17 protein-coding genes are annotated in these 18,020 nt (G+C 61.5%); 1 reads left to right on the top strand and 16 read right to left on the bottom strand.

What is annotated here, in order from left to right; translation table 11 throughout:
* Nucleotides 1–139: 139 nt before the first annotated feature.
* The 13 genes from trpC to K1567_RS19100 all read right to left on the bottom strand — a co-directional run bounded on the left by trpC (nucleotide 140) and on the right by K1567_RS19100 (nucleotide 14,358).
* Nucleotides 140–976: an indole-3-glycerol phosphate synthase TrpC gene (trpC, locus tag K1567_RS19160; protein ID WP_034101044.1), complete on the bottom strand. Its 837-nt coding sequence runs from the start codon at nucleotides 974–976 to the stop codon at nucleotides 140–142.
* On the bottom strand, nucleotides 973–2,022 hold the full coding sequence (gene trpD, locus K1567_RS19155) for an anthranilate phosphoribosyltransferase (protein WP_034101045.1): 1,050 nt from the start codon (nucleotides 2,020–2,022) through the stop codon (nucleotides 973–975). Before trpD ends, trpC begins: the two co-directional genes overlap by 4 nt.
* 9 nt (nucleotides 2,023–2,031) lie before the next feature.
* Nucleotides 2,032–2,625 carry an aminodeoxychorismate/anthranilate synthase component II gene (locus K1567_RS19150; protein ID WP_220698777.1) on the bottom strand — a complete coding sequence of 198 codons (594 nt, stop codon included), beginning with the start codon at nucleotides 2,623–2,625 and terminating at the stop codon, nucleotides 2,032–2,034.
* Between the two features lie 9 nt (nucleotides 2,626–2,634).
* Entirely contained in the window at nucleotides 2,635–4,116 is a 1,482-nt protein-coding gene (gene trpE / locus K1567_RS19145) for an anthranilate synthase component I (protein WP_034101048.1), read from the bottom strand.
* A gap of 71 nt (nucleotides 4,117–4,187) precedes the next feature.
* Nucleotides 4,188–5,006, bottom strand: coding sequence for a phosphoglycolate phosphatase (locus K1567_RS19140; protein ID WP_034115269.1), 819 nt, complete (start codon nucleotides 5,004–5,006; stop codon nucleotides 4,188–4,190).
* Entirely contained in the window at nucleotides 5,003–5,677 is a 675-nt protein-coding gene (gene rpe, locus K1567_RS19135; RefSeq protein ID WP_034101050.1) for a ribulose-phosphate 3-epimerase, read from the bottom strand. The genes K1567_RS19140 and rpe overlap by 4 nt, the downstream gene beginning before the upstream one ends.
* 84 nt (nucleotides 5,678–5,761) lie before the next feature.
* Entirely contained in the window at nucleotides 5,762–6,910 is a 1,149-nt protein-coding gene (locus tag K1567_RS19130; RefSeq protein WP_034101051.1) for an iron-containing alcohol dehydrogenase, read from the bottom strand.
* A 140-nt stretch (nucleotides 6,911–7,050) separates the two neighbouring features.
* On the bottom strand, nucleotides 7,051–7,875 hold the full coding sequence (locus K1567_RS19125) for an ABC transporter permease (RefSeq protein ID WP_034115270.1): 825 nt from the start codon (nucleotides 7,873–7,875) through the stop codon (nucleotides 7,051–7,053).
* 12 nt (nucleotides 7,876–7,887) lie between these two features.
* Complete coding sequence (locus K1567_RS19120; protein ID WP_220698776.1) at nucleotides 7,888–9,135, bottom strand: ABC transporter permease; 1,248 nt, start codon at nucleotides 9,133–9,135, stop codon at nucleotides 7,888–7,890.
* 157 nt (nucleotides 9,136–9,292) lie between these two features.
* Nucleotides 9,293–10,333: an ABC transporter substrate-binding protein gene (locus K1567_RS19115; protein ID WP_034101055.1), complete on the bottom strand. Its 1,041-nt coding sequence runs from the start codon at nucleotides 10,331–10,333 to the stop codon at nucleotides 9,293–9,295.
* 44 nt (nucleotides 10,334–10,377) lie between these two features.
* Nucleotides 10,378–11,490, bottom strand: coding sequence for an ABC transporter ATP-binding protein (locus K1567_RS19110; RefSeq protein ID WP_034101057.1), 1,113 nt, complete (start codon nucleotides 11,488–11,490; stop codon nucleotides 10,378–10,380).
* A gap of 225 nt (nucleotides 11,491–11,715) precedes the next feature.
* Nucleotides 11,716–12,345 carry a response regulator transcription factor gene (locus K1567_RS19105; RefSeq protein ID WP_034101058.1) on the bottom strand — a complete coding sequence of 210 codons (630 nt, stop codon included), beginning with the start codon at nucleotides 12,343–12,345 and terminating at the stop codon, nucleotides 11,716–11,718.
* An 18-nt stretch (nucleotides 12,346–12,363) separates the two neighbouring features.
* On the bottom strand, nucleotides 12,364–14,358 hold the full coding sequence (locus tag K1567_RS19100; protein WP_034101059.1) for a histidine kinase: 1,995 nt from the start codon (nucleotides 14,356–14,358) through the stop codon (nucleotides 12,364–12,366).
* 77 nt (nucleotides 14,359–14,435) lie between these two features.
* Here K1567_RS19100 and K1567_RS19095 point away from each other — a divergent pair, with 77 nt between their 5' ends.
* Nucleotides 14,436–15,410, top strand: a complete 975-nt coding sequence (locus K1567_RS19095; protein ID WP_034101060.1) for an alpha/beta hydrolase family protein — start codon at nucleotides 14,436–14,438, stop codon at nucleotides 15,408–15,410.
* A 61-nt stretch (nucleotides 15,411–15,471) separates the two neighbouring features.
* On the opposite strand, the gene K1567_RS19090 is transcribed toward K1567_RS19095, so the two are convergent.
* The 3 genes from K1567_RS19090 to K1567_RS19080 are packed head-to-tail and all read right to left on the bottom strand — an operon-like array spanning nucleotide 15,472 to nucleotide 17,937.
* Nucleotides 15,472–16,239 (bottom strand): TerB family tellurite resistance protein, encoded by a 768-nt coding sequence (locus K1567_RS19090; protein ID WP_040267154.1) that lies wholly within the window; start codon nucleotides 16,237–16,239, stop codon nucleotides 15,472–15,474.
* A 1-nt stretch (nucleotide 16,240) separates the two neighbouring features.
* Entirely contained in the window at nucleotides 16,241–16,915 is a 675-nt protein-coding gene (gene murU / locus K1567_RS19085) for an N-acetylmuramate alpha-1-phosphate uridylyltransferase MurU (protein ID WP_034115273.1), read from the bottom strand.
* A complete protein-coding gene (locus K1567_RS19080) occupies nucleotides 16,912–17,937 on the bottom strand; it encodes an aminoglycoside phosphotransferase family protein (protein WP_034101064.1) in 1,026 nt (341 codons plus the stop codon). The genes murU and K1567_RS19080 overlap by 4 nt, the downstream gene beginning before the upstream one ends.
* Between the last annotated feature and the right edge of the window lie 83 nt (nucleotides 17,938–18,020).

Genomic DNA, 18,020 nt, shown 5'->3' with positions numbered 1-18,020 from the left:
ACCTACCTATCTGAACAAACACAAACCCAAATGTGAGAGGGGGCTTGCCCCCGATAGCGGGATGTCAGTCAAGGATGCTCCCACTGAATCGCCGCCATCGGGGGCAAGCCCCCTCTCCCCACTTTGATCGCGTTTCAAATCAATCGAGAGTGGAACCGCTGACCGGTACACCGCGCTCCGGGAAGAACAAGCGCTGCAACTCCGCCCCTGGATTCTCAGCGCGCATGAACGCCTCGCCGACCAGGAACGAGTACACATTGCTGATTTCCATCAGTTCCACATCAGCGCGGTTGAGGATGCCGCTTTCGGTCACCACCAAACGGTCGCGCGGAATACGCGGCAGCAGGTCGAGGGTGGTTTCCAGGCTGACGTCAAAGGTATGCAGGTTACGGTTGTTGACCCCCACCAGCGGTGTGTCGAGGGTTTTCAACGCACGTTCCAGCTCATCGCCATCGTGCACTTCCACCAGCACATCCAGGCCGACGCTTTTGGCCACGGCAGCCAGTTCGGCCATCTTCACGTCATCCAGCGCGGAAACGATCAACAGCACACAGTCGGCGCCCAAGGCACGGGCCTCGACGATCTGGTACGGGTCGACCATGAAATCCTTGCGGATCACTGGCAACTTGCATGCGGCACGAGCCTGTTGCAGGAACAGGTCGGCGCCTTGGAAGTAGTCGATATCGGTGAGCACGGACAGGCATGTCGCCCCTCCCTTTTCGTAGCTGACGGCGATGTCGGCAGGCACGAAGTGCTCACGGATCACGCCTTTGCTCGGCGAGGCTTTTTTGATCTCGGCGATCACCGCCGGCTGCTTCTTTTTGGCCTGATCGATCAAAGCCTTGGCGAACCCGCGCGGCGCATCCGCAGCTTTCGCTTGGGTCTCCAGTTCAGCCAGGCTGACACGGGCGCGGCGCTCGGCGACTTCTTCTGCCTTGCGGGCCAGGATCTTTTCCAGAACGGTCGGCACGCTCATCCTTCATTCTCCATCTTGAATACGGCAGTGAATGCTCCCAGCTCTTCGAGCTTCTCGCGAGCCAGACCGGTGTGCAGTGCATCGTGGGCCAATTCGACACCTTCCTTAAGACTATAGGCATGGTCTGCTGCGTAAAGTGCCGCGCCAGCATTCAGAACAATCATCTCCGCAGCCTTTTGGCCGTTTTCGGTCTTACGACGCCCCAAAGCATCACGAATCAGTTCCAACGATGCCGCCGGGCTTTCCACCGCCAGGCCGTGCAGGCTCTGGCTCTTCATGCCCAAGTCTTCAGGCTCGACCCAATATTCGGTGACTTGATCATTCTTGAGCTCGGCGACAAAGGTCGGCGCCGCCAGGCTGAACTCGTCCAGGCCATCCTTGGAATGCACCACCAGCACATGCTTGCTGCCCAAGCGCTGCAGCACTTCGGCCAATGGCCGGCACAACGCTTGGCTGAACACCCCAACCACCTGATGCTTTACACCGGCCGGATTCGTAAGCGGGCCGAGCATGTTGAAGAGTGTGCGCAGGCCCAGGTCTTTACGTGGGCCGGCTGCGTGCTTCATCGCACCGTGGTGGGACTGAGCAAACATAAAGCCGATGCCGACATTGTCGATGCAGCGCGCCACTTGTACCGGGGTCAGGTTCAGGTAGATCCCGGCCGCTTCGAGCAAGTCGGCGCTGCCGCTCTTGCCGGACACCGCACGGTTGCCATGCTTGGCCACAGTGCAACCCGCCGCCGCCACGACAAAAGACGAAGCCGTCGATACGTTGAAAATATTCGCGCCGTCACCACCGGTGCCGACCACATCCACCACGCCGTCGAGGGTCTTGAGTTCGACCTTGTCCGCCAGTTCGCGCATCACTGACACGGCACCGACGATCTCGTCGATGCTCTCGCTCTTCATGCGCATGGCCATCATAAAGGCGCCGATCTGCGCGTCGGTGCATTGACCGGTCATGATCTCGCGCATCACATCGCTCATTTCAGCGGTGCTCAGGTCCAGATGGCCGACGATACGGCTCAGGGCAGTCTTGATATCCATGGAAAGTCCTTAGCGCGTGCCGCCGCTTTGCTTGAGAAAGTTAGCGAACAGCTCGTAGCCCTGCTCGGTGAGGATCGACTCGGGATGGAATTGCACCCCTTCGACATTCAGTGTTTTGTGGCGCAGCCCCATGATCTCGTCGACGGAGCCGTCTTCCAGCTGGGTCCAGGCGGTCAGTTCCAGGCACTCCGGCAAAGTCTCGCGTTTGACTACCAGTGAATGGTAGCGGGTGACCGTCACCGGCAGGTTCAGGCCCTGAAAAACCCCCACATTGTTATGAAACACCGGGCTGGTCTTGCCGTGCATTACCTGGCGCGCGCGCACCACATCACCGCCAAAGGCCTGGCCGATGGACTGGTGCCCCAGGCACACGCCCAGGATCGGCAGCTTGCCGGCGAAATACTTAATCGCTTCGAGGGAAATACCCGCCTCGGTCGGCGTGCAAGGGCCTGGCGAAACCACGATGCGTTCGGGGTTCAGCGCGGCGACTTCAGCCACGGTCAGTTCGTCGTTGCGCACCACCTTGACCTCGGCACCCAGCTCGCCCAGGTACTGCACCACGTTGTAGGTAAAGGAGTCGTAGTTATCAATCATCAGCAACATGGGGAAACCTCAGGAATTGGGGGTCTGTTCGGCCAGCGCCACAGCGCGGAACATTGCGCGGCGCTTGTTCAGGGTTTCTTCCCATTCGAGGGCCGGCACCGAGTCGGCGACGATTCCGCCACCGGCCTGTACATGCAGCTCCCCGTCCTTGATCACTGCGGTGCGGATCGCAATCGCGGTGTCCATGTTGCCGTTCCAGGCGAAATAGCCGACCGCGCCGCCGTACACGCCGCGTTTGACCGGTTCCAACTCGTCGATGATTTCCATCGCACGGATCTTCGGCGCCCCCGATAACGTACCTGCCGGCAGAATCGCCCGCAGTGCGTCCATCGCGGTCAGCCCGGCTTTCAACTCGCCGGTAACGTTGGACACGATGTGCATCACGTTGGAATAGCGCTCGATCACCATCTTCTCGGTGAGTTTGACCGAACCGATTTCCGAGACGCGCCCGGTGTCGTTGCGGCCCAGGTCGATCAGCATCAGGTGCTCGGCGATTTCCTTGTCGTCGCTCAGCAGGTCTTCTTCCAGGGCCAGATCCGCTTCTTCGGTCGCGCCGCGCGGGCGCGTGCCGGCAATCGGGCGCACGGTGATCAGGTTGTCTTCGACGCGCACCAGCACCTCCGGCGAACTGCCAACCACGTGGAAGTCACCGAAGTTGAAGAAGTACATGTACGGCGTCGGGTTGAAGCAGCGCAGCGCACGATACAGGTCAATCGGCGCCGCCTTGAAGTCGATGGACATGCGCTGCGACGGCACCACCTGCATGCAGTCACCGGCGAGGATGTATTCCTTGATGGTATCGACCGCACGCTCGTAGTCATCCTGAGTGAAACTGGAGCGGAACACCGGGTCGGCCGCCGGTGGACGGCTGAGGTCCAGGCCGCGACGCGGGGTGATCGGCTGCCGCAGCTTTTCCAGCAGGGCTTCGAGGCTGGCCAGGCCTTGCTCGAACGCGTCCGCCTGGGCCGGGTCGGCGAGGACAATGGCGTGCATCTTGCCGGCGAGGTTATCGAACACCACCACCGCGTCGGAGACCATCAGCAGAATGTCCGGCACGCCCAAAGGATCGGGGTTCGGGCACTTGCCCAGGCGTTGCTCCACATAGCGCACGCAGTCGTAGCCGAAATACCCCACCAGGCCACCGTTGAAACGCGGCAGGCCGGCGATGGTCGGCACGTTATAGCGCGCCTTGAACGCTTCGACGAAGGCCAACGGGTCTTCTACGTCGTGACTTTCGACCTCGACGCCATCGTGGGTAATGCTGATGTGATGGTCGTAAACCCGCAGCACAGTGCGGCACGGCAGGCCGATGATCGAGTAACGGCCCCATTTCTCGCCGCCCTGCACCGACTCCAACAGATAGGAGTTGGGGGCGTCGGCCAGTTTCAGGTAGATCGACAGCGGCGTATCGAAGTCGGCCAGGGTTTCGCAGGCCAGGGGGATGCGGTTATAGCCGGCAGCGGCCAAACGCAGGAATTCTTCACGGATCATGAGGTGCCTCGTGGTGTGAGGGTCTAACAGTCAGGTAGGCAAACGTGCCGCACAGGTGCGGCCAGGATCAGTCAGGCGCGCCAACGCCAGCGGGCCAGGGCCTTGATGACTTTCATCCAGAGTTTGCGAGTGACCACCACGATGGAATTTCCAGAAGGGGACGGATCGATGTCGGGCAACGTTATCTCAGCGCCCGCTCCCAAGCAACCGGGGATTAGCAGTCGCAGGTCATCGATCACCAATGTCGGCGATTCTTCGGCAATCGGCCGACCATGGTTATAGCCGTAACTGAGTGCCACACACTGCACGCCGGCCGCCTTGGCCGCCAGCACGTCATTGCGCGAATCGCCGACGAACAATGACTGGGAGGCTGGGATATTGGCCATTTTCATCACGAAAAACAGCGCCGCTGGGTCGGGTTTTTTCTGTGGCAAGGTATCGCCGCCGATGATCCAGCGGAAATAACGACCGATTTTCATCTGGTCCAACAATGGCGCAACAAAGCGCTCCGGCTTGTTGGTGATCAGGGCCATTTCCACGCCCTGTTTGCTCAACCATTTGAGGGTGTCTCGCACGCCGGGGTAGACCACCGTAAGTTCGTGGCTGCCTTCATAGGCCTCGTTGAACAATTCCAGTGCCCGCTCGGCCTCGACCTCATCGACACCTTCGGCATCGATGTGATTGGCCAGGGCGCGGCGCACGAGCATCTGCGCGCCGTTGCCGACCCATTCGCGCACAGCCTCAATGCCCACCGGCTTGCGCCCCAGTTTGAGCAGCATGTGGTCCACCGCCGCTGCCAGGTCGGGCACCGAATCGATCAACGTACCGTCCAGATCGAACATCACCAGCCGTGGCAATTTGCCGGGAAACAACTGCTCAAAGCCGCTCATGGACGCGCCAGCGCCAGTTCAGCGCGCATCTTGGCGATAACTTCCTGATAGTCCGGGGCATTGAAGATCGCCGAGCCGGCCACAAAGGTGTCAGCGCCGGCAGCGGCGATTTCGCGAATGTTATTGACGTTCACCCCACCGTCGATTTCCAGGCGGATATCACGGCCGGAGGCGTCGATCAGTGCACGGGCTTCGCGCAGCTTGTCGAGGGTGCCAGGGATGAACTTCTGCCCGCCGAAGCCTGGGTTGACGCTCATCAGCAACACCATATCGACCTTGTCCATCACGTACTTGAGCACGTCCAGCGGCGTCGCCGGGTTGAACACCAGGCCAGCCTTGCAGCCGCCTTCGCGGATCAGTTGCAAGGTGCGGTCGACGTGCAGCGAGGCTTCCGGGTGGAAGGTGATGTAAGTGGCGCCGGCTTCAACGAAGTCACCGATGATGCGATCTACCGGGCTGACCATCAGGTGCGCGTCGATAGGCGCAGTGATGCCGTACTTGCGCAGCGCCGCGCAGACCATCGGGCCGATGGTCAGGTTGGGCACATAATGGTTGTCCATAACATCGAAATGGACGAAGTCGGCGCCGGCGGCCAGTACCTTGTCCACTTCTTCGCCCAGGCGGGCGAAGTCGGCGGAGAGAATCGATGGAGCAATGACGAAGGGCTGCATGACGCACCTTTTCTGAGCTAAATCACGATGGCGCGCATTGTATACCTCATGCTTTGTCCCGCGCACCGTGACCTGGCTCAATGGCTAGTAGGCGGCCCGGTAGATTTTCTCGATGTCAGCCGCGCTGAGCTTGCGCGGGTTGTTGCGCATCAAGCGCTCAATACCTGCCGCCTCCGCAGCCATGGCAGGGATGGCATCTTCGGTTACCCCGAAACTGCGCAGCCCGGAGGGGATCTCCACATCGGCGCACAGGCGCGTCATCGCCTCGACGGCCTGATCGGCGGCAGCGTTGACACTCAAGCCGGCCACATTCACGCCCATGGCCTCGGCGATGTCGCGCATGCGTTCGACACACGCCAATTTATTCCACTGCATCACGTAGGGCAGCAGCAACGAATTACTCACGCCGTGACCGACGTTGTAGCGCCCACCCAGCGGGTACGCCAAGGCATGCACCGCGCCCACGCCGGCGTTACCAAAGGCCATGCCGGCCATCAGGCTGGCGGTGGCCATGTCGTCACGAGCCTTCAGGTCAACCGGATTGGCGTAGGCCTTGGGCAACGCATTGACGATCAGCTTGATCGCGCCAATGGCCAGGGCATCGGTGATCGGCGAGGCATTGAGCGACAAGTAGGATTCGATCGCGTGCACCAGCGCGTCCACGCCACTGGCGGCGGTGACGCTGCGCGGGCAGGTCAGGGTCATTTGCGGGCTGATCAGTGCGACATCCGGCAATAGGTAATCGCTGACGATGCCTTTTTTCAACTGGGCAGCCTTGTCGGAGAGGATCGCCACATTGGTCACCTCCGAGCCGGTGCCGGCGGTGGTGGGAATCGCGATCAGCGGCGGGCCTTTGCGCGGCACTTGGTCAACACCGAACAAATCCTCCAGCGCGCCGTGGTAACCGGCATAAGCGGCCACGCTCTTGGCAATGTCGATGGCGCTGCCACCGCCCACGCCGATCAAACCGTCGTGCCCGCCGTCGCGGTACGCCTGCATGCAGTCTTCGACAATGGCGATTTCCGGGTCGGGTTTTACGCGGTCGAAAATCTCATAGCTGCGCCCGCCCAAATGCTCCAGAGCCAGGGCCACCGTGCCGGACTGAACCAGTGCGGCATCGGTGACAATCAGTGGGTTATCCACATCCAGGCGCGTCAGCTCGGCGGCCAGTTGCTCGATGGCACCGGCGCCGGTCAGCAGTTTGTGGGCGATCTTGAATGAGGAAGTACTCATGTGCGCGGCCTCTTTTTGATGGATGGGCTGGCACAAGAGTAGCTGACTGAAACAGGTTGTCTTTCATTCAGCGGCTGAATGGTCACAGAACCTATGTGGGAGGAGGCGTGTCCCTTCCCACATAGGTTCTGCGCTGGACTTTACACCTGAGCAGTACGCAGTTTTTCACTGCGCCCGCGCAGCCATTCCAGGGTCAGCAACAGCAGCACCGAGAACGCAATCAGCAACGTCGCCGCCGCGGCAATGGTGGGGCTGAGGTTTTCGCGGATGCCGCTGAACATCTGGCGCGGCAAGGTCGCTTGCTCGGGGCCGGCGAGGAACAGCGTCACCACCACCTCATCGAACGAAGTGGCGAACGCGAACAGCGCTCCGGAAATTACCCCCGGCGCAATCAGCGGCAACGTCACCCGACGGAATGCGGTCAACGGCGACGCCCCCAGGCTGGCCGCCGCCCGCACCAGGTTATGGTTGAAGCCCTGCAAAGTGGCCGACACGGTGATGATCACGAACGGCACACCCAACACCGCATGCACCACGATCAGCGAGAAGAAGCTATTGCCCAGGCCCAGCGGCGCGAAGAACAGGTAGCTGGCCACGCCGATGATCACCACCGGCACGACCATCGGCGAAATCACCAAAGCCATCACCAGCGCCTTACCGGGGAAGTCGCCGCGGGTCAGGCCGATGGCCGCCAAGGTGCCGAAGACCATGGCCAGCACCGTGGCCGCCGGGGCGACGATGATGCTGTTTTTCAGGGCGCGCATCCACTCCGCCGAGGCGAAGAAATCTTGGTACCAGTGCAGAGAGAAGCCTTGCAGCGGGTACACCAGAAAGCTGCCGCTGTTGAACGACAGGGGGATGATCACCAGCACTGGCAGTATCAGAAACAGCAGGATCAGGCCGCAGAGAATCCGCAAGCTGTAAAACCACACCCGTTCCACCGGTGACATATAAGGGCTCAGCATCGCAAGGTCTCCTTAGCTCAGGCGCAGGCGGCTGGCGCCGACCAGCCGGTTGTAGATCAGGTACAGCAATACGGTCGCCAGCAGCAGCAAGCCGCCCAGTGCCGTGGCCATGCCCCAGTTGATGCTGGTGTTGGTGTAGAAGGCCACGAAGTAGCTGACCATCTGGTCGTTCGGGCTGCCCAGCAGCGCCGGGGTGATGTAGTAACCAATCGCCAGAATGAACACCAGCAGGCAACCGGCGCCGACGCCGGCGTAGGTCTGCGGGAAGTACACGCGCCAGAAACTGGTGAACGGGTGGCAGCCCAGGGAAATCGCCGCGCGCATGTAGGTTGGCGAGATCCCCTTCATCACGCTGTAGATCGGCAGGATCATGAACGGCAGCAGAATGTGCACCATGGAGATGTAGACCCCAGTGCGGTTGAACACCAACTCCAGGGGTTTATCGATCAGCCCCATGCTCAGCAGGGCGCTGTTGATCAGCCCGCCGGATTGCAGCAGCACGATCCACGCCGCCACCCGCACCAGGATCGAGGCCCAGAACGGCAACAGCACCAGAATCATCAACAAGTTACTTTTGCGTGCCGGCAGATTGGCCAGCAGGTACGCCAGCGGGTACGCCAGCAGTAAGCAGATGGCGGTGATCACCAGGCCCATCCAGAACGTACGGGCGAAGATATCCAGGTAGATCGCCTGATCCGGGGTGGCCGGAGCCACTTCGCCGAGGTCATCGATGCGGTGATCCACCGCCGCCAGCAGATAGAACGGCGTAAAGCTGTTGGTGTTGCGCCGGATCGCCTGCCAGTACGCCGGGTCGCCCCAGCGCTCGTCGAGGTTTTCCAACGCCTCTTTATAAGACCCGGGCACTTCGGTAAACGGCAGCGCCCGTGCGGTTTTGGTCAGCAGGCTGCGATAGCCGGCCAGTTCCATGTTCAAGCGTTTGGACAGATCGCCCAGGGTCTGATTTTTGCGCGCTTCGCCCAAATCTTCGCTGAGTGCCTGATACACCGGTTCGCCCGGCAGACCACGCCCATCCCAGGTTTTCACCGCCACCACGGTCCGCGGCAAACCGCCTACCACTTCTGGGTTACCGACGCTTTTGTAGAGCAATGCGACGATTGGCACCAGAAACACCAACAGCAGGAACAGCACCAGCGGCGCAATCAACGCTTGGGCTTTCCAGCGATTGAGCCGCTCGGCACGCGCCAGGCGCTGCTTGAGGGTGGGGCTGTTGACCTCGTTCGAGGGAACGGCGATGGCCATGGCTGACTCCGAATCTTGAAAATGAATGCAATCTTTCACACACAAGAAATCCCTTGCGGGAGGGGGCTTGCCCCCGATGGCAGAGGTTCAGTCAACACATGTATCGACTGGGTCGCCATCATCGGGGGCAAGCCCCCTCCCACAGGGTTATGCGGTGTTACTTCGCAGCCCAGGAGTTGAAGCGCTGTTCGAGCTGCTCACCGTTATCAGCCCAGAAGCTCACGTCGATCTGCACCTGATTGGCGATGTTCTCCGGGGTGGTCGGCATGTCCTTGAGGATGTCCTTGGCCAGCAGCGGTACGGCTTGGGTGTTGGCTGGGCCGTAGGCAATGTTTTCCGAGTAGGTCTTCTGCTGCTGCGGCGCAACCGAGAAGGCGATGAATTTTTTCGCCGCTTCGGCGCGGTCCTTGGCCAGGCCTTTTGGAATGGCCCAGGCGTCGAAGTCGTAGATACCGCCGTTCCACACCACTTTCAGGTTGCTTTCTTTCTGCACGGCGGCGATACGACCGTTGTAGGCCGAGCTCATCACTACGTCACCAGAGGCCAGGTACTGCGGCGGTTGCGCGCCGGCTTCCCACCACTGGATCGACGGTTTGAGTTCATCGAGCTTTTTGAACGCACGATCCTGGCCATCTTTGCCGGCCAGCACTTTGTAGACGTCTTTGGGTGCGACGCCGTCGGCCATCAATGCAAATTCCAAGGTGTACTTGGCGCCTTTGCGCAGGCCGCGCTTGCCCGGGAATTTCTTGGTGTCCCAGAAATCCGCCCAGCTGGTTGGCGCAGAGGCCAGTTTGTCAGCGTTGTAGGCCAACACCGTCGACCAAACGAAGAAGCCCACGCCGCACGGCTGGATCGCGCCCTTCACGTAGTTCGCGCTGTCGCCGAACAGTTTCGGGTCCAGTGGCTCGAACATGTCTTCGTCGCAACCGCGGGACAGTTCCGGCGACTCCACTTCCACCAGGTCCCAGGACACGCTCTTGGTGTCGACCATGGCTTTGACCTTGGCCATCTCACCGTTGTACTCACCGGCGACGATCTTGCCGTTGCCCGCGCTTTCCCACGGTGCATAGAAGGCCTTGACCTGTGCCGCCTTGTTCGCGCCGCCAAATGACACGACGGTCAGGTCCGGGCCGGCCATGGCGTGCGTTGCGCCCATCAAGCCAATTGCCAGGGCCGAATACTTCAGGGATCTCAACATTGTTGTTCTCTCCACGTGCAGGGTTGGTGAAGCCATGGGGGCGATCAATTCGCCTCTAGAAGTGGGTCGAGTGCGCGAACGTGCTCGACTTGCCAGCCAATCGGTACCACGTCGCCGACTGCCAGGGCTGGGTCCAGCTCGGCGATCGGTTGTTTCACAAAAAAATCGGTCTTGCCGCAGACTTCCAGGCGCACCCGCACGTGGTCGCCCAGGTAGATAAATTCCGCCACACGCCCCGAGAAGCGGTTGACGCAGCTTTCGCTGGAGCCATTGAGGCTGACGCGCTCCGGGCGCACCGACAACGTCACCGGGCCGCCGACCTGGCCGACGTTCACCGCCAGCGCCTCAACCTTCTCGCCCCGCGCCAGCTCCACCACGCAGCGTTCGCCGCTGCGGCTGTGCAGGCGACCGTTGAGACGGTTGTTTTCGCCAATGAAGTTAGCCACGAAGGTGTTCTTCGGCTCTTCATACAGGGTGCGCGGCGCGGCTATCTGCTGGATCTCGCCCTGGTGGAACACCGCAACGCGGTCGGACATGGTCAAGGCTTCGCCCTGGTCGTGCGTCACGTACACCACGGTCACACCGAGGCGCTGGTGTAGGTGCTTGATCTCCATCTGCATGTGTTCGCGCAGTTGTTTGTCGAGGGCGCCGAGGGGTTCGTCCATCAGCACTAGTTGCGGTTCGAACACCAGCGCTCGGGCCAAGGCCACGCGCTGTTGCTGACCGCCGGAGAGCTGCGCCGGGTAGCGCTGGGCGAAGGCGTCGAGCTGGACCATGCTCAGCACGCGTTTGACGCGCTCGCTGATGTCGGTCTTGCTCAAACCGCGCACCGACAGCGGGAACCCCAGGTTCTCGGCGACGGTCATGTGCGGGAACAACGCGTAGTTCTGGAACACCATGCCGATATCGCGCTTATGCGGCGGCACGTTGTTGATAGAGCGCCCGGCCAGCTGGATCTCACCGGCGGTCGGGGTTTCGAAGCCGGCGAGCATCATCAGGCTGGTGGTCTTGCCCGACCCTGAAGGCCCGAGCAAGGTGAGGAACTCGCCCTTGCGGATCTCCAGGTTGAGGTCTTTGACGATCAGGTTCTCGCCGTCGTAGCTCTTCTGCACGCCACGAAAGCTGACCAGCACATCATTTGAATCCACCTCGCTCATACCCGCACCTTTTATTTTGGACTGCTGTGGCACAAGCGTAGTCCAGGGGCGAGGCCCCGGAAATCGGGGGCCAGGAGAGAATCTCATCAGCCGGTTGGAAGGCTGGGGGTAGGGATCGCCCTACACCGATGGCGGGCACTGGACAGTGCGGCGGCAAGAACCCCGCTGCAAGCGACAAGAATGGGTGCGGCGCGGTTTTGCGGGGTGTCGCAAATAGATATGCCGCTACAGAAGCTTGTGTTCCATGGCGTACCGCACCAGCTCGGCCAGGGAGGTGATATTAAGCTTCTGCATCAGGCGCGCCTTGTGGGTGCTGATGGTCTTGCTGCTGAGGGCCAGTTGCTGGGCGATGTCATTGACATTGGCGCCCTGCGCCAGGCGTTCGAACACCGAGAACTCGCGCTCCGAAAGCAATGAATGCAGTGGGCGGGCATCGGTGAGGCCGACTTCGAAGACCATCCGGTCCGCCAGGTCCGGGTCGATATAGCGCCCACCGGCCGCTACCTTGCGAATCGCCGTCAGCAGCAACGCCGGATCACTGTCCTTGGTGGCGTAGCCGGCGGCGCCGACCTTCAAGGCCCGCGCGGCCATCTGCGCTTCGTCATGCATCGACAGCACCAGGATCGCCGGCGGGTTGTTCAATGCCCGAATCCGCGCAATCGCTTCCAGGCCATTGACGCCCGGCATGGAGATGTCCAGCAGCACCACCTCACAGGCGACGTGGCGCAACGTCTCCAATAACTGCTCGCCATTGCTCGCCTCTCCCACCACCTGCAGGTCTTTGGCCAGGCCGATCAATTGCTTGATGCCTTCACGGACGATGGTGTGGTCTTCGGCTACCAGTACACGGATCACAAGGCTTTCCTCTTATTGTCAGGCATCCAATGGCACCGTCACGCTCAGGGTGGTGCCCTCCCCCAACTCGCTGTGCAGGCTCAGTTGCCCGCCCATGATCAACACCCGCTCGCGCATGCCCACCAGGCCGAACGAGGTCGCACGGCCTTGTGCCTGAACGAAGCCGACGCCGTCGTCGCTGATGGTCAGGCGCAGGTCGGTGCCTTCAATCGCCAGGCTAAGTTCCACAGTATGCGCCTGGGCATGGCGCATCACATTGGTCAGCGCCTCTTGCAAGATACGAAACAGGCCGACGGCCTTCGCGTCGCTCAGGGCCGGTAGGTTATCCGGCACCTGCACCAGGCAAGGAATGTGCGTGCGCGCTTCAAAGCGCCGGGCCTGCCACTCGATGGCCGAGGCAATGCCCGCGTCGAGAATCGGCGGGCGCAGCGCAGTGGCCACGTCGCGCACCAATTGGAAAAGCTGGGCGATCAGGCGCTTCATGCTGTTCAGGCGCTCGTGCAAGCCGGGGTCCAACTGCGCGTAGGCCAGCTCGCACATGGAGGTTTCCAGCTTGAGCACGGTGAGCATCTGCCCGAGTTCATCGTGCACTTCACGGGCAATGCGGGCCTTTTCTTCTTCGCGCACGGTTTCCAGGTGGGCCGACAGCTCGCGCAATTGCGCCTCGCTTTGCAGCAAGGCGGCCAGGGTGCGGCGCAGTTCGGTGACGTCGTTGAGGTACACCACCAGGTACTCGGCATCGGCAAAGCGCACAAAACTCAAGGAAACGTTGGCCGGCAGGATGCTGCCATCGGCGCGCAAACAATCGGTGGCGAAATTCTGCGGTCCTTCTTCGCTGGCCCGTGCGCGTTTCCACAGATTGAGCCAGCGATCCATGTCCAGCGTGGGGTCGAGGTCGACCAGCGGCCGCTCGATCAAAGTGCCGGGGCCATAACCGAGCATGTTTTCGGCCGCACGGTTGGCGTAGCGCACATGACTGTCCCAGTTCACCCAGAGAATGCCAACGGTGCTTTGATCGATGGAAAACTGCGTCAACCGCAGCGCCTGGGCACCGGCCGCACGGGCGGCGCTTTCTTCGCGGGCGGCCAGCAGGTCGTGTTCCAGTTGGCGTTGGTGGCGACGCTGCCAGAACACCACCGCCAGGCTGGCGAGCAGTAGCAGGCACAGCAACAGGCTCAGGTTCTGCCACAGCCCCGGGGACTGCGTTAGCCGGGGATATTGGGGTTGCAGCCAGCGGTTGTGCAGTTGGTCCAGGTCACGGGCGGGAATGGCACGCAGCGCGCTTTCCATGATGCCGGCCAGTTCCGGCCATTCGCGGCGGGTGGCTACACGCAAGAGTTGCGGTAGGCCGATATCCCCCACCACCGCCAGCCCGGCGAATTCCGCTTCGGCGGACAGACGACTCAGTTGCGCTTCATCCACCACCGCATAGCGGGCCTGTTGGCTGACCAGCAATTGCAGGGCCTGGCGCTCCATGGGCACGCCTTGCAGATTGAGATTGGGGTATGTGCTGCTCAGGTAATCGGCCACGGCACTGGGCATGCGCACCGCAACGCGGGATTGATCATCGAGTTTTTCCAGCTCCACGGCAGCGCCGCCCTCACGGATGCCCACCACACGCTGAGGCACGCGCATATAGGGGTCGGTGAACAACCACAGGCGCAGACCGGCCGGGGTTTGCTGCAGCCCGGGAGCCATGTCTACCTCGCCCTCGCGTACGGCCTCTTCCAACTGCTCCTGAGTGGGAAAGTTGCGCCACGTCAGTTCGATATTCAGCGCCTTGGCCAGCCACTGCATCAATTCGACATTGGCCCCCGACAAACGCTGTAGGCGCCGATCGTACTGCGCGTAAGGCGCTTGCAACACTACGCCGACCCGCAGCTCCGGATGCTCGGTCAGCCATTGGCGCTGCTGCGCAGTGAGTTGCGCCTGCGGTATGCCAGGCGCGGGGGCGGCGTTTCCCATCAAGGCAACGCACAAACAGCCGATAAGCAGCAGACAGCGAAAACCCATGATCCACGTCTCACATCACTGACAAATACTGACCAACCCATTAGGCTGCTGGAATCACTTCTGGCCGGGAATTAACGATGCCCTTTCACCACCGTTCGGCACTGCCAGCATTGTGCCTGTCGCTGCTCTTTACCAGTGCCTTTTCTGTACAGGCCGCTGACGCTCCCGCGCCAGAAGCCGAAAAACCCGTAGCGCGCCAGCCCTTGCCGGAACGCAGCCAGGCTGAAGCCAGCGCCCTGGAACGCACAATCCCACAGCAGGAGCAGCAGCAATTGCAGGCTGGTAGCGATTCCTTCCTGGCCCTGTGGAAACCCGCCAACAGCGCCGAGCCCGAGGGCGTGGTGATTATCGTACCGGGCGCCGGGGAAAATGCTGACTGGCCGCAAGCAATCGGCCCTTTACGCCGCAAATTGCCGGATGCCGACTGGGGCAGCCTGAGCCTGTCGTTGCCGGATGTGAGCGTAGACACCCTGCCGCCGCGCGTTATGGAAGCGCCCAAAGCCACGGTCGACACCAGCAGCAAAGAAGCCAGCACCGCGGATAAACCCATCGAACAAGCCGCCAGCGCCGAAGCCGAGGGCACCGACCCGTCGGTGGTTCCGGGCGCCGACGAGCAGGATAAGACCGATGCCTCGCGCATTTTTGATCGCATCGACGCCGCCGTGGCCTTCGCCCAAACCCAGAGTGCGCGCAGTGTAGTGCTGCTCGGCCATGGCACCGGAGCTTGGTGGGCGGCGCGCTACTTGACCGAGAAGCAACCGTCCCAGGTGCAGAAATTCGTCATGGTCGACGCCAAGACACCCAATGGCCGTCAGCCGGACGTGCAGCAACTGGCCCCTGGCCTGAAAATGCCGACTGCCGACGTTTTCTATCAAGACAACACGCAGTCCAGCAAAAACGCCATGGCTCGCCTGCAGGCGGCCAAGCGGTTGAAGAATGACGGCTATAAACAGGTGTCGCTCAAGACCCTGCCCGGCAACAGCGCCGCCGAGCAGGAACAGCTTTATCGCAGGATCAGAGGCTGGTTGAGCCCCCAAACAACACAAAACTGAAGTGGGAGGGGGCAAGCCCCCTCCCATATTTTGATTGGAGTTCTATCTTCAACGGTGGCGACTAACGAAAATCCCGGCGTTCGCGAATCAACGCATAGGCGTTGTGCAACTCGCGGGTGCGCTCGGTGGCCTCGCGTACCTGCGCTGGGCTGGCGCCGGTGCCGGCGATTTTGTCCGGATGGTGACGGCTGAGCAGGCGACGGTAGGCACGCTTGATTGTTGACGGGTCCGCGGTGGCCGTCACCCCCAGCAACCGCAGGGCGTCCTGATACGTTGCGCTGCGATTGACCAACGGCTTGCGCTCGGGCGCGTAGTCAGCGGCCAGCGCCTTGAGCTGTTGCGGCGTCCAGCCGAGCCAGCGCCCCCACTGCTCGATCAGGTCGCGCTCGGCGTCATCCGCACGGCCGTCCGCCCAGACCATCCGCCAGCAGGCGCGCAGCACGCCTTCGGCCGCATGGGGCTGAGCCTTGAGCACGCGCAGGTATCTACGCACCCGGTCGGCCCCGGATTTGCCCCGATTGAATGCCGCAATCGCACGCCGCTGAGCTGATTCGGTCATGTCCAGGGCGCGCATTTCCTGCCGCGCCTGCTGAATATGCCCATCCACCACGCGGCCATTGCTCTTGGCCAGCCGCCCCAGCAACACAAACAGCAATTCGTCATTGCGTAACGCCGGGCGACCGCCCAGGCGCTCGCGCAACTGCGCCCAACTGTGCAGTTGCAGGCGACGATCCAGCGCCTGCCCCAGCAGTGCCCCCAACAAAGCCCCCGGAATACTGGCAATGGCATAGCCAGCCCCGGCGCCGATCAGCGTCCCTGGCCACAACATGTTACTGCCCCGCTATGAGCAGGGATTCGACTTGCGCCAGGCGCTCCAGCGTACCGACATCAATCCAGCGTCCTGCCATGTGCTCCCCCGTTACCTGACCTTTCGCCATGGCCGCGCGCAACAGCGGCGCCAACTTGAAGGCACCCGCGCTGCAACCTTCAAACAACTTGGGGTCGAGCACGGAAATGCCACTGAAGGTCAGGTTATCGGCACCGGGCGCCGCATCATGAAGCAGACCGTGATCCAGGTAAAAATCACCGCCCGAAGGGTGATGCGCCGGGTTATCGACCATCACCAGATGCGCCAGCCCCTTGAGCGGTTGCTTGAGCTGGGAGAAATCGTAGTCAGTCCAGATATCGCCATTGACCACCAGAAAAGGTTGATCCCCCAGCAATGGTAGTGCCTGGAAAATCCCGCCGCCGGTCTCCAGCGGCTCACCCTCCGGGGAGTACCGGATGCGCAGCCCGAATTGCGCACCGTCGCCCAGATAGCTTTCGATCTGCTGACCGAGCCAGGCGTGGTTGATCACGATGTCGGTGAAGCCGGCCTTGGCCAGCGCCTCCAGGTGATACTCGATCAGGCGCTTGCCACCGGCCTGCACCAGCGGCTTAGGGGTGTGCAAAGTGAGCGGACGCATCCGCTCGCCTTTGCCCGCAGCCAGGATCATGGCCTTCATACAACGGCCTCGGCCGGCTGGCGCAGGCTGACCAACAGCTCGGACAATTCACTCAACTGCGGACGCTCAGCCACTACCGCTTCTATATAAGCGAAGAAGCGCGGCACGTCGGCCAGGTAGCGAGGCTTGCCGTCGCGGTGGCAGATACGCGCAAAAATGCCGATGACCTTGAGATGGCGCTGCACGCCCATCAAGTCGCTGGCACGCAGGAATTCATCGAAGTCCGCCTGCACCGGGATGCCAAGTTTCATGGCCTGCGCCCAATAACCACGCTGCCATTCCCGCACACGGGCCTGGGGCCAACTAAGAAAGGCGTCTTTGAACAGACAAGTGATGTCGTAGGTGACCGGACCATAAACCGCATCCTGGAAATCCAGCACGCCCGGGTTCGGCTCGCTGATCATCAAGTTGCGTGGCATATAGTCGCGGTGCACCAGCACTTTGGGCTGCGCCAGGGCGCTGTCGATCAACCGATCGCTGACGCACTGCCAGAGGGCTTGTTGGTGGGTATCCAATTCGATGCCCAGGTGTCGGCGCACGTACCACTCGGGAAACAGTTCCAGCTCGCGCCGCAGCAAGGCGACGTCATAACTGGGCAGCGGCGCATCCATCGGCAATTGCTGGAAAGCCAGCAAGGCATCGATGGCCTCGGCGAATAATTGATCGGCGTTGTGCTCGTCGATCACGTCCAGGTAGGTTTTTGTGCCCAGGTCATTGAGCAAAAGAAAGCCTCGCGGCAGATCTTCTGCATAAATTTTCGGAACATTTATCCCAGACCTCGCAAGTAAATGCGCGATATCGACGAAAGGTTTGCAGTTTTCCTGGGGGGGTGGCGCATCCATGACCACGAAAGTTCGGCCACCTCCCTCCCAACGGAAATAGCGCCTGAAACTCGCGTCGCTGCTGGCCGCGGTCAATGTGGCCGGGGGTACGGCACCCCAGCCGTGAGCGTTGAAAAGGATCGGCAACTGCTCATCCAGCCAGACTTCCAGCTGTTGTAAACGTAGATCTTGCTCGGGCATTACAAGGGTCTCCGACGGCGCTAGCCGTCAAGCGGGTCATGCTTTATTATCACGCATCTTTTTCAGACCATCGAGAGGCGTGC

Origin of the sequence: Pseudomonas sp. S5F11 (assembly GCF_019641515.1) — a bacterium.
In the GTDB taxonomy this organism is placed as follows: domain Bacteria; phylum Pseudomonadota; class Gammaproteobacteria; order Pseudomonadales; family Pseudomonadaceae; genus Aquipseudomonas; species Aquipseudomonas rhodesiae.
This window is presented reverse-complemented; position numbering and strand designations above follow the sequence as displayed.

Bases quoted from the DNA above. Each gene is read 5' to 3' on its own strand.
- trpC (WP_034101044.1), bottom strand. From the start codon at position 976: ATGAGCGTGCCGACCGTTCTGGAAAAGATCCTGGCCCGCAAGGCAGAA.
- trpD (WP_034101045.1), bottom strand. From the start codon at position 2,022: ATGGATATCAAGACTGCCCTGAGCCGTATCGTCGGCCATCTGGACCTG.
- K1567_RS19150 (WP_220698777.1), bottom strand. From the start codon at position 2,625: ATGTTGCTGATGATTGATAACTACGACTCCTTTACCTACAACGTGGTG.
- trpE (WP_034101048.1), bottom strand. From the start codon at position 4,116: ATGATCCGTGAAGAATTCCTGCGTTTGGCCGCTGCCGGCTATAACCGC.
- K1567_RS19140 (WP_034115269.1), bottom strand. From the start codon at position 5,006: ATGAGCGGCTTTGAGCAGTTGTTTCCCGGCAAATTGCCACGGCTGGTG.
- rpe (WP_034101050.1), bottom strand. From the start codon at position 5,677: ATGCAGCCCTTCGTCATTGCTCCATCGATTCTCTCCGCCGACTTCGCC.
- K1567_RS19130 (WP_034101051.1), bottom strand. From the start codon at position 6,910: ATGAGTACTTCCTCATTCAAGATCGCCCACAAACTGCTGACCGGCGCC.
- K1567_RS19125 (WP_034115270.1), bottom strand. From the start codon at position 7,875: ATGCTGAGCCCTTATATGTCACCGGTGGAACGGGTGTGGTTTTACAGC.
- K1567_RS19120 (WP_220698776.1), bottom strand. From the start codon at position 9,135: ATGGCCATCGCCGTTCCCTCGAACGAGGTCAACAGCCCCACCCTCAAG.
- K1567_RS19115 (WP_034101055.1), bottom strand. From the start codon at position 10,333: ATGTTGAGATCCCTGAAGTATTCGGCCCTGGCAATTGGCTTGATGGGC.
- K1567_RS19110 (WP_034101057.1), bottom strand. From the start codon at position 11,490: ATGAGCGAGGTGGATTCAAATGATGTGCTGGTCAGCTTTCGTGGCGTG.
- K1567_RS19100 (WP_034101059.1), bottom strand. From the start codon at position 14,358: ATGGGTTTTCGCTGTCTGCTGCTTATCGGCTGTTTGTGCGTTGCCTTG.
- K1567_RS19095 (WP_034101060.1), top strand. From the start codon at position 14,436: ATGCCCTTTCACCACCGTTCGGCACTGCCAGCATTGTGCCTGTCGCTG.
- K1567_RS19090 (WP_040267154.1), bottom strand. From the start codon at position 16,239: ATGTTGTGGCCAGGGACGCTGATCGGCGCCGGGGCTGGCTATGCCATT.
- murU (WP_034115273.1), bottom strand. From the start codon at position 16,915: ATGAAGGCCATGATCCTGGCTGCGGGCAAAGGCGAGCGGATGCGTCCG.
- K1567_RS19080 (WP_034101064.1), bottom strand. From the start codon at position 17,937: ATGCCCGAGCAAGATCTACGTTTACAACAGCTGGAAGTCTGGCTGGAT.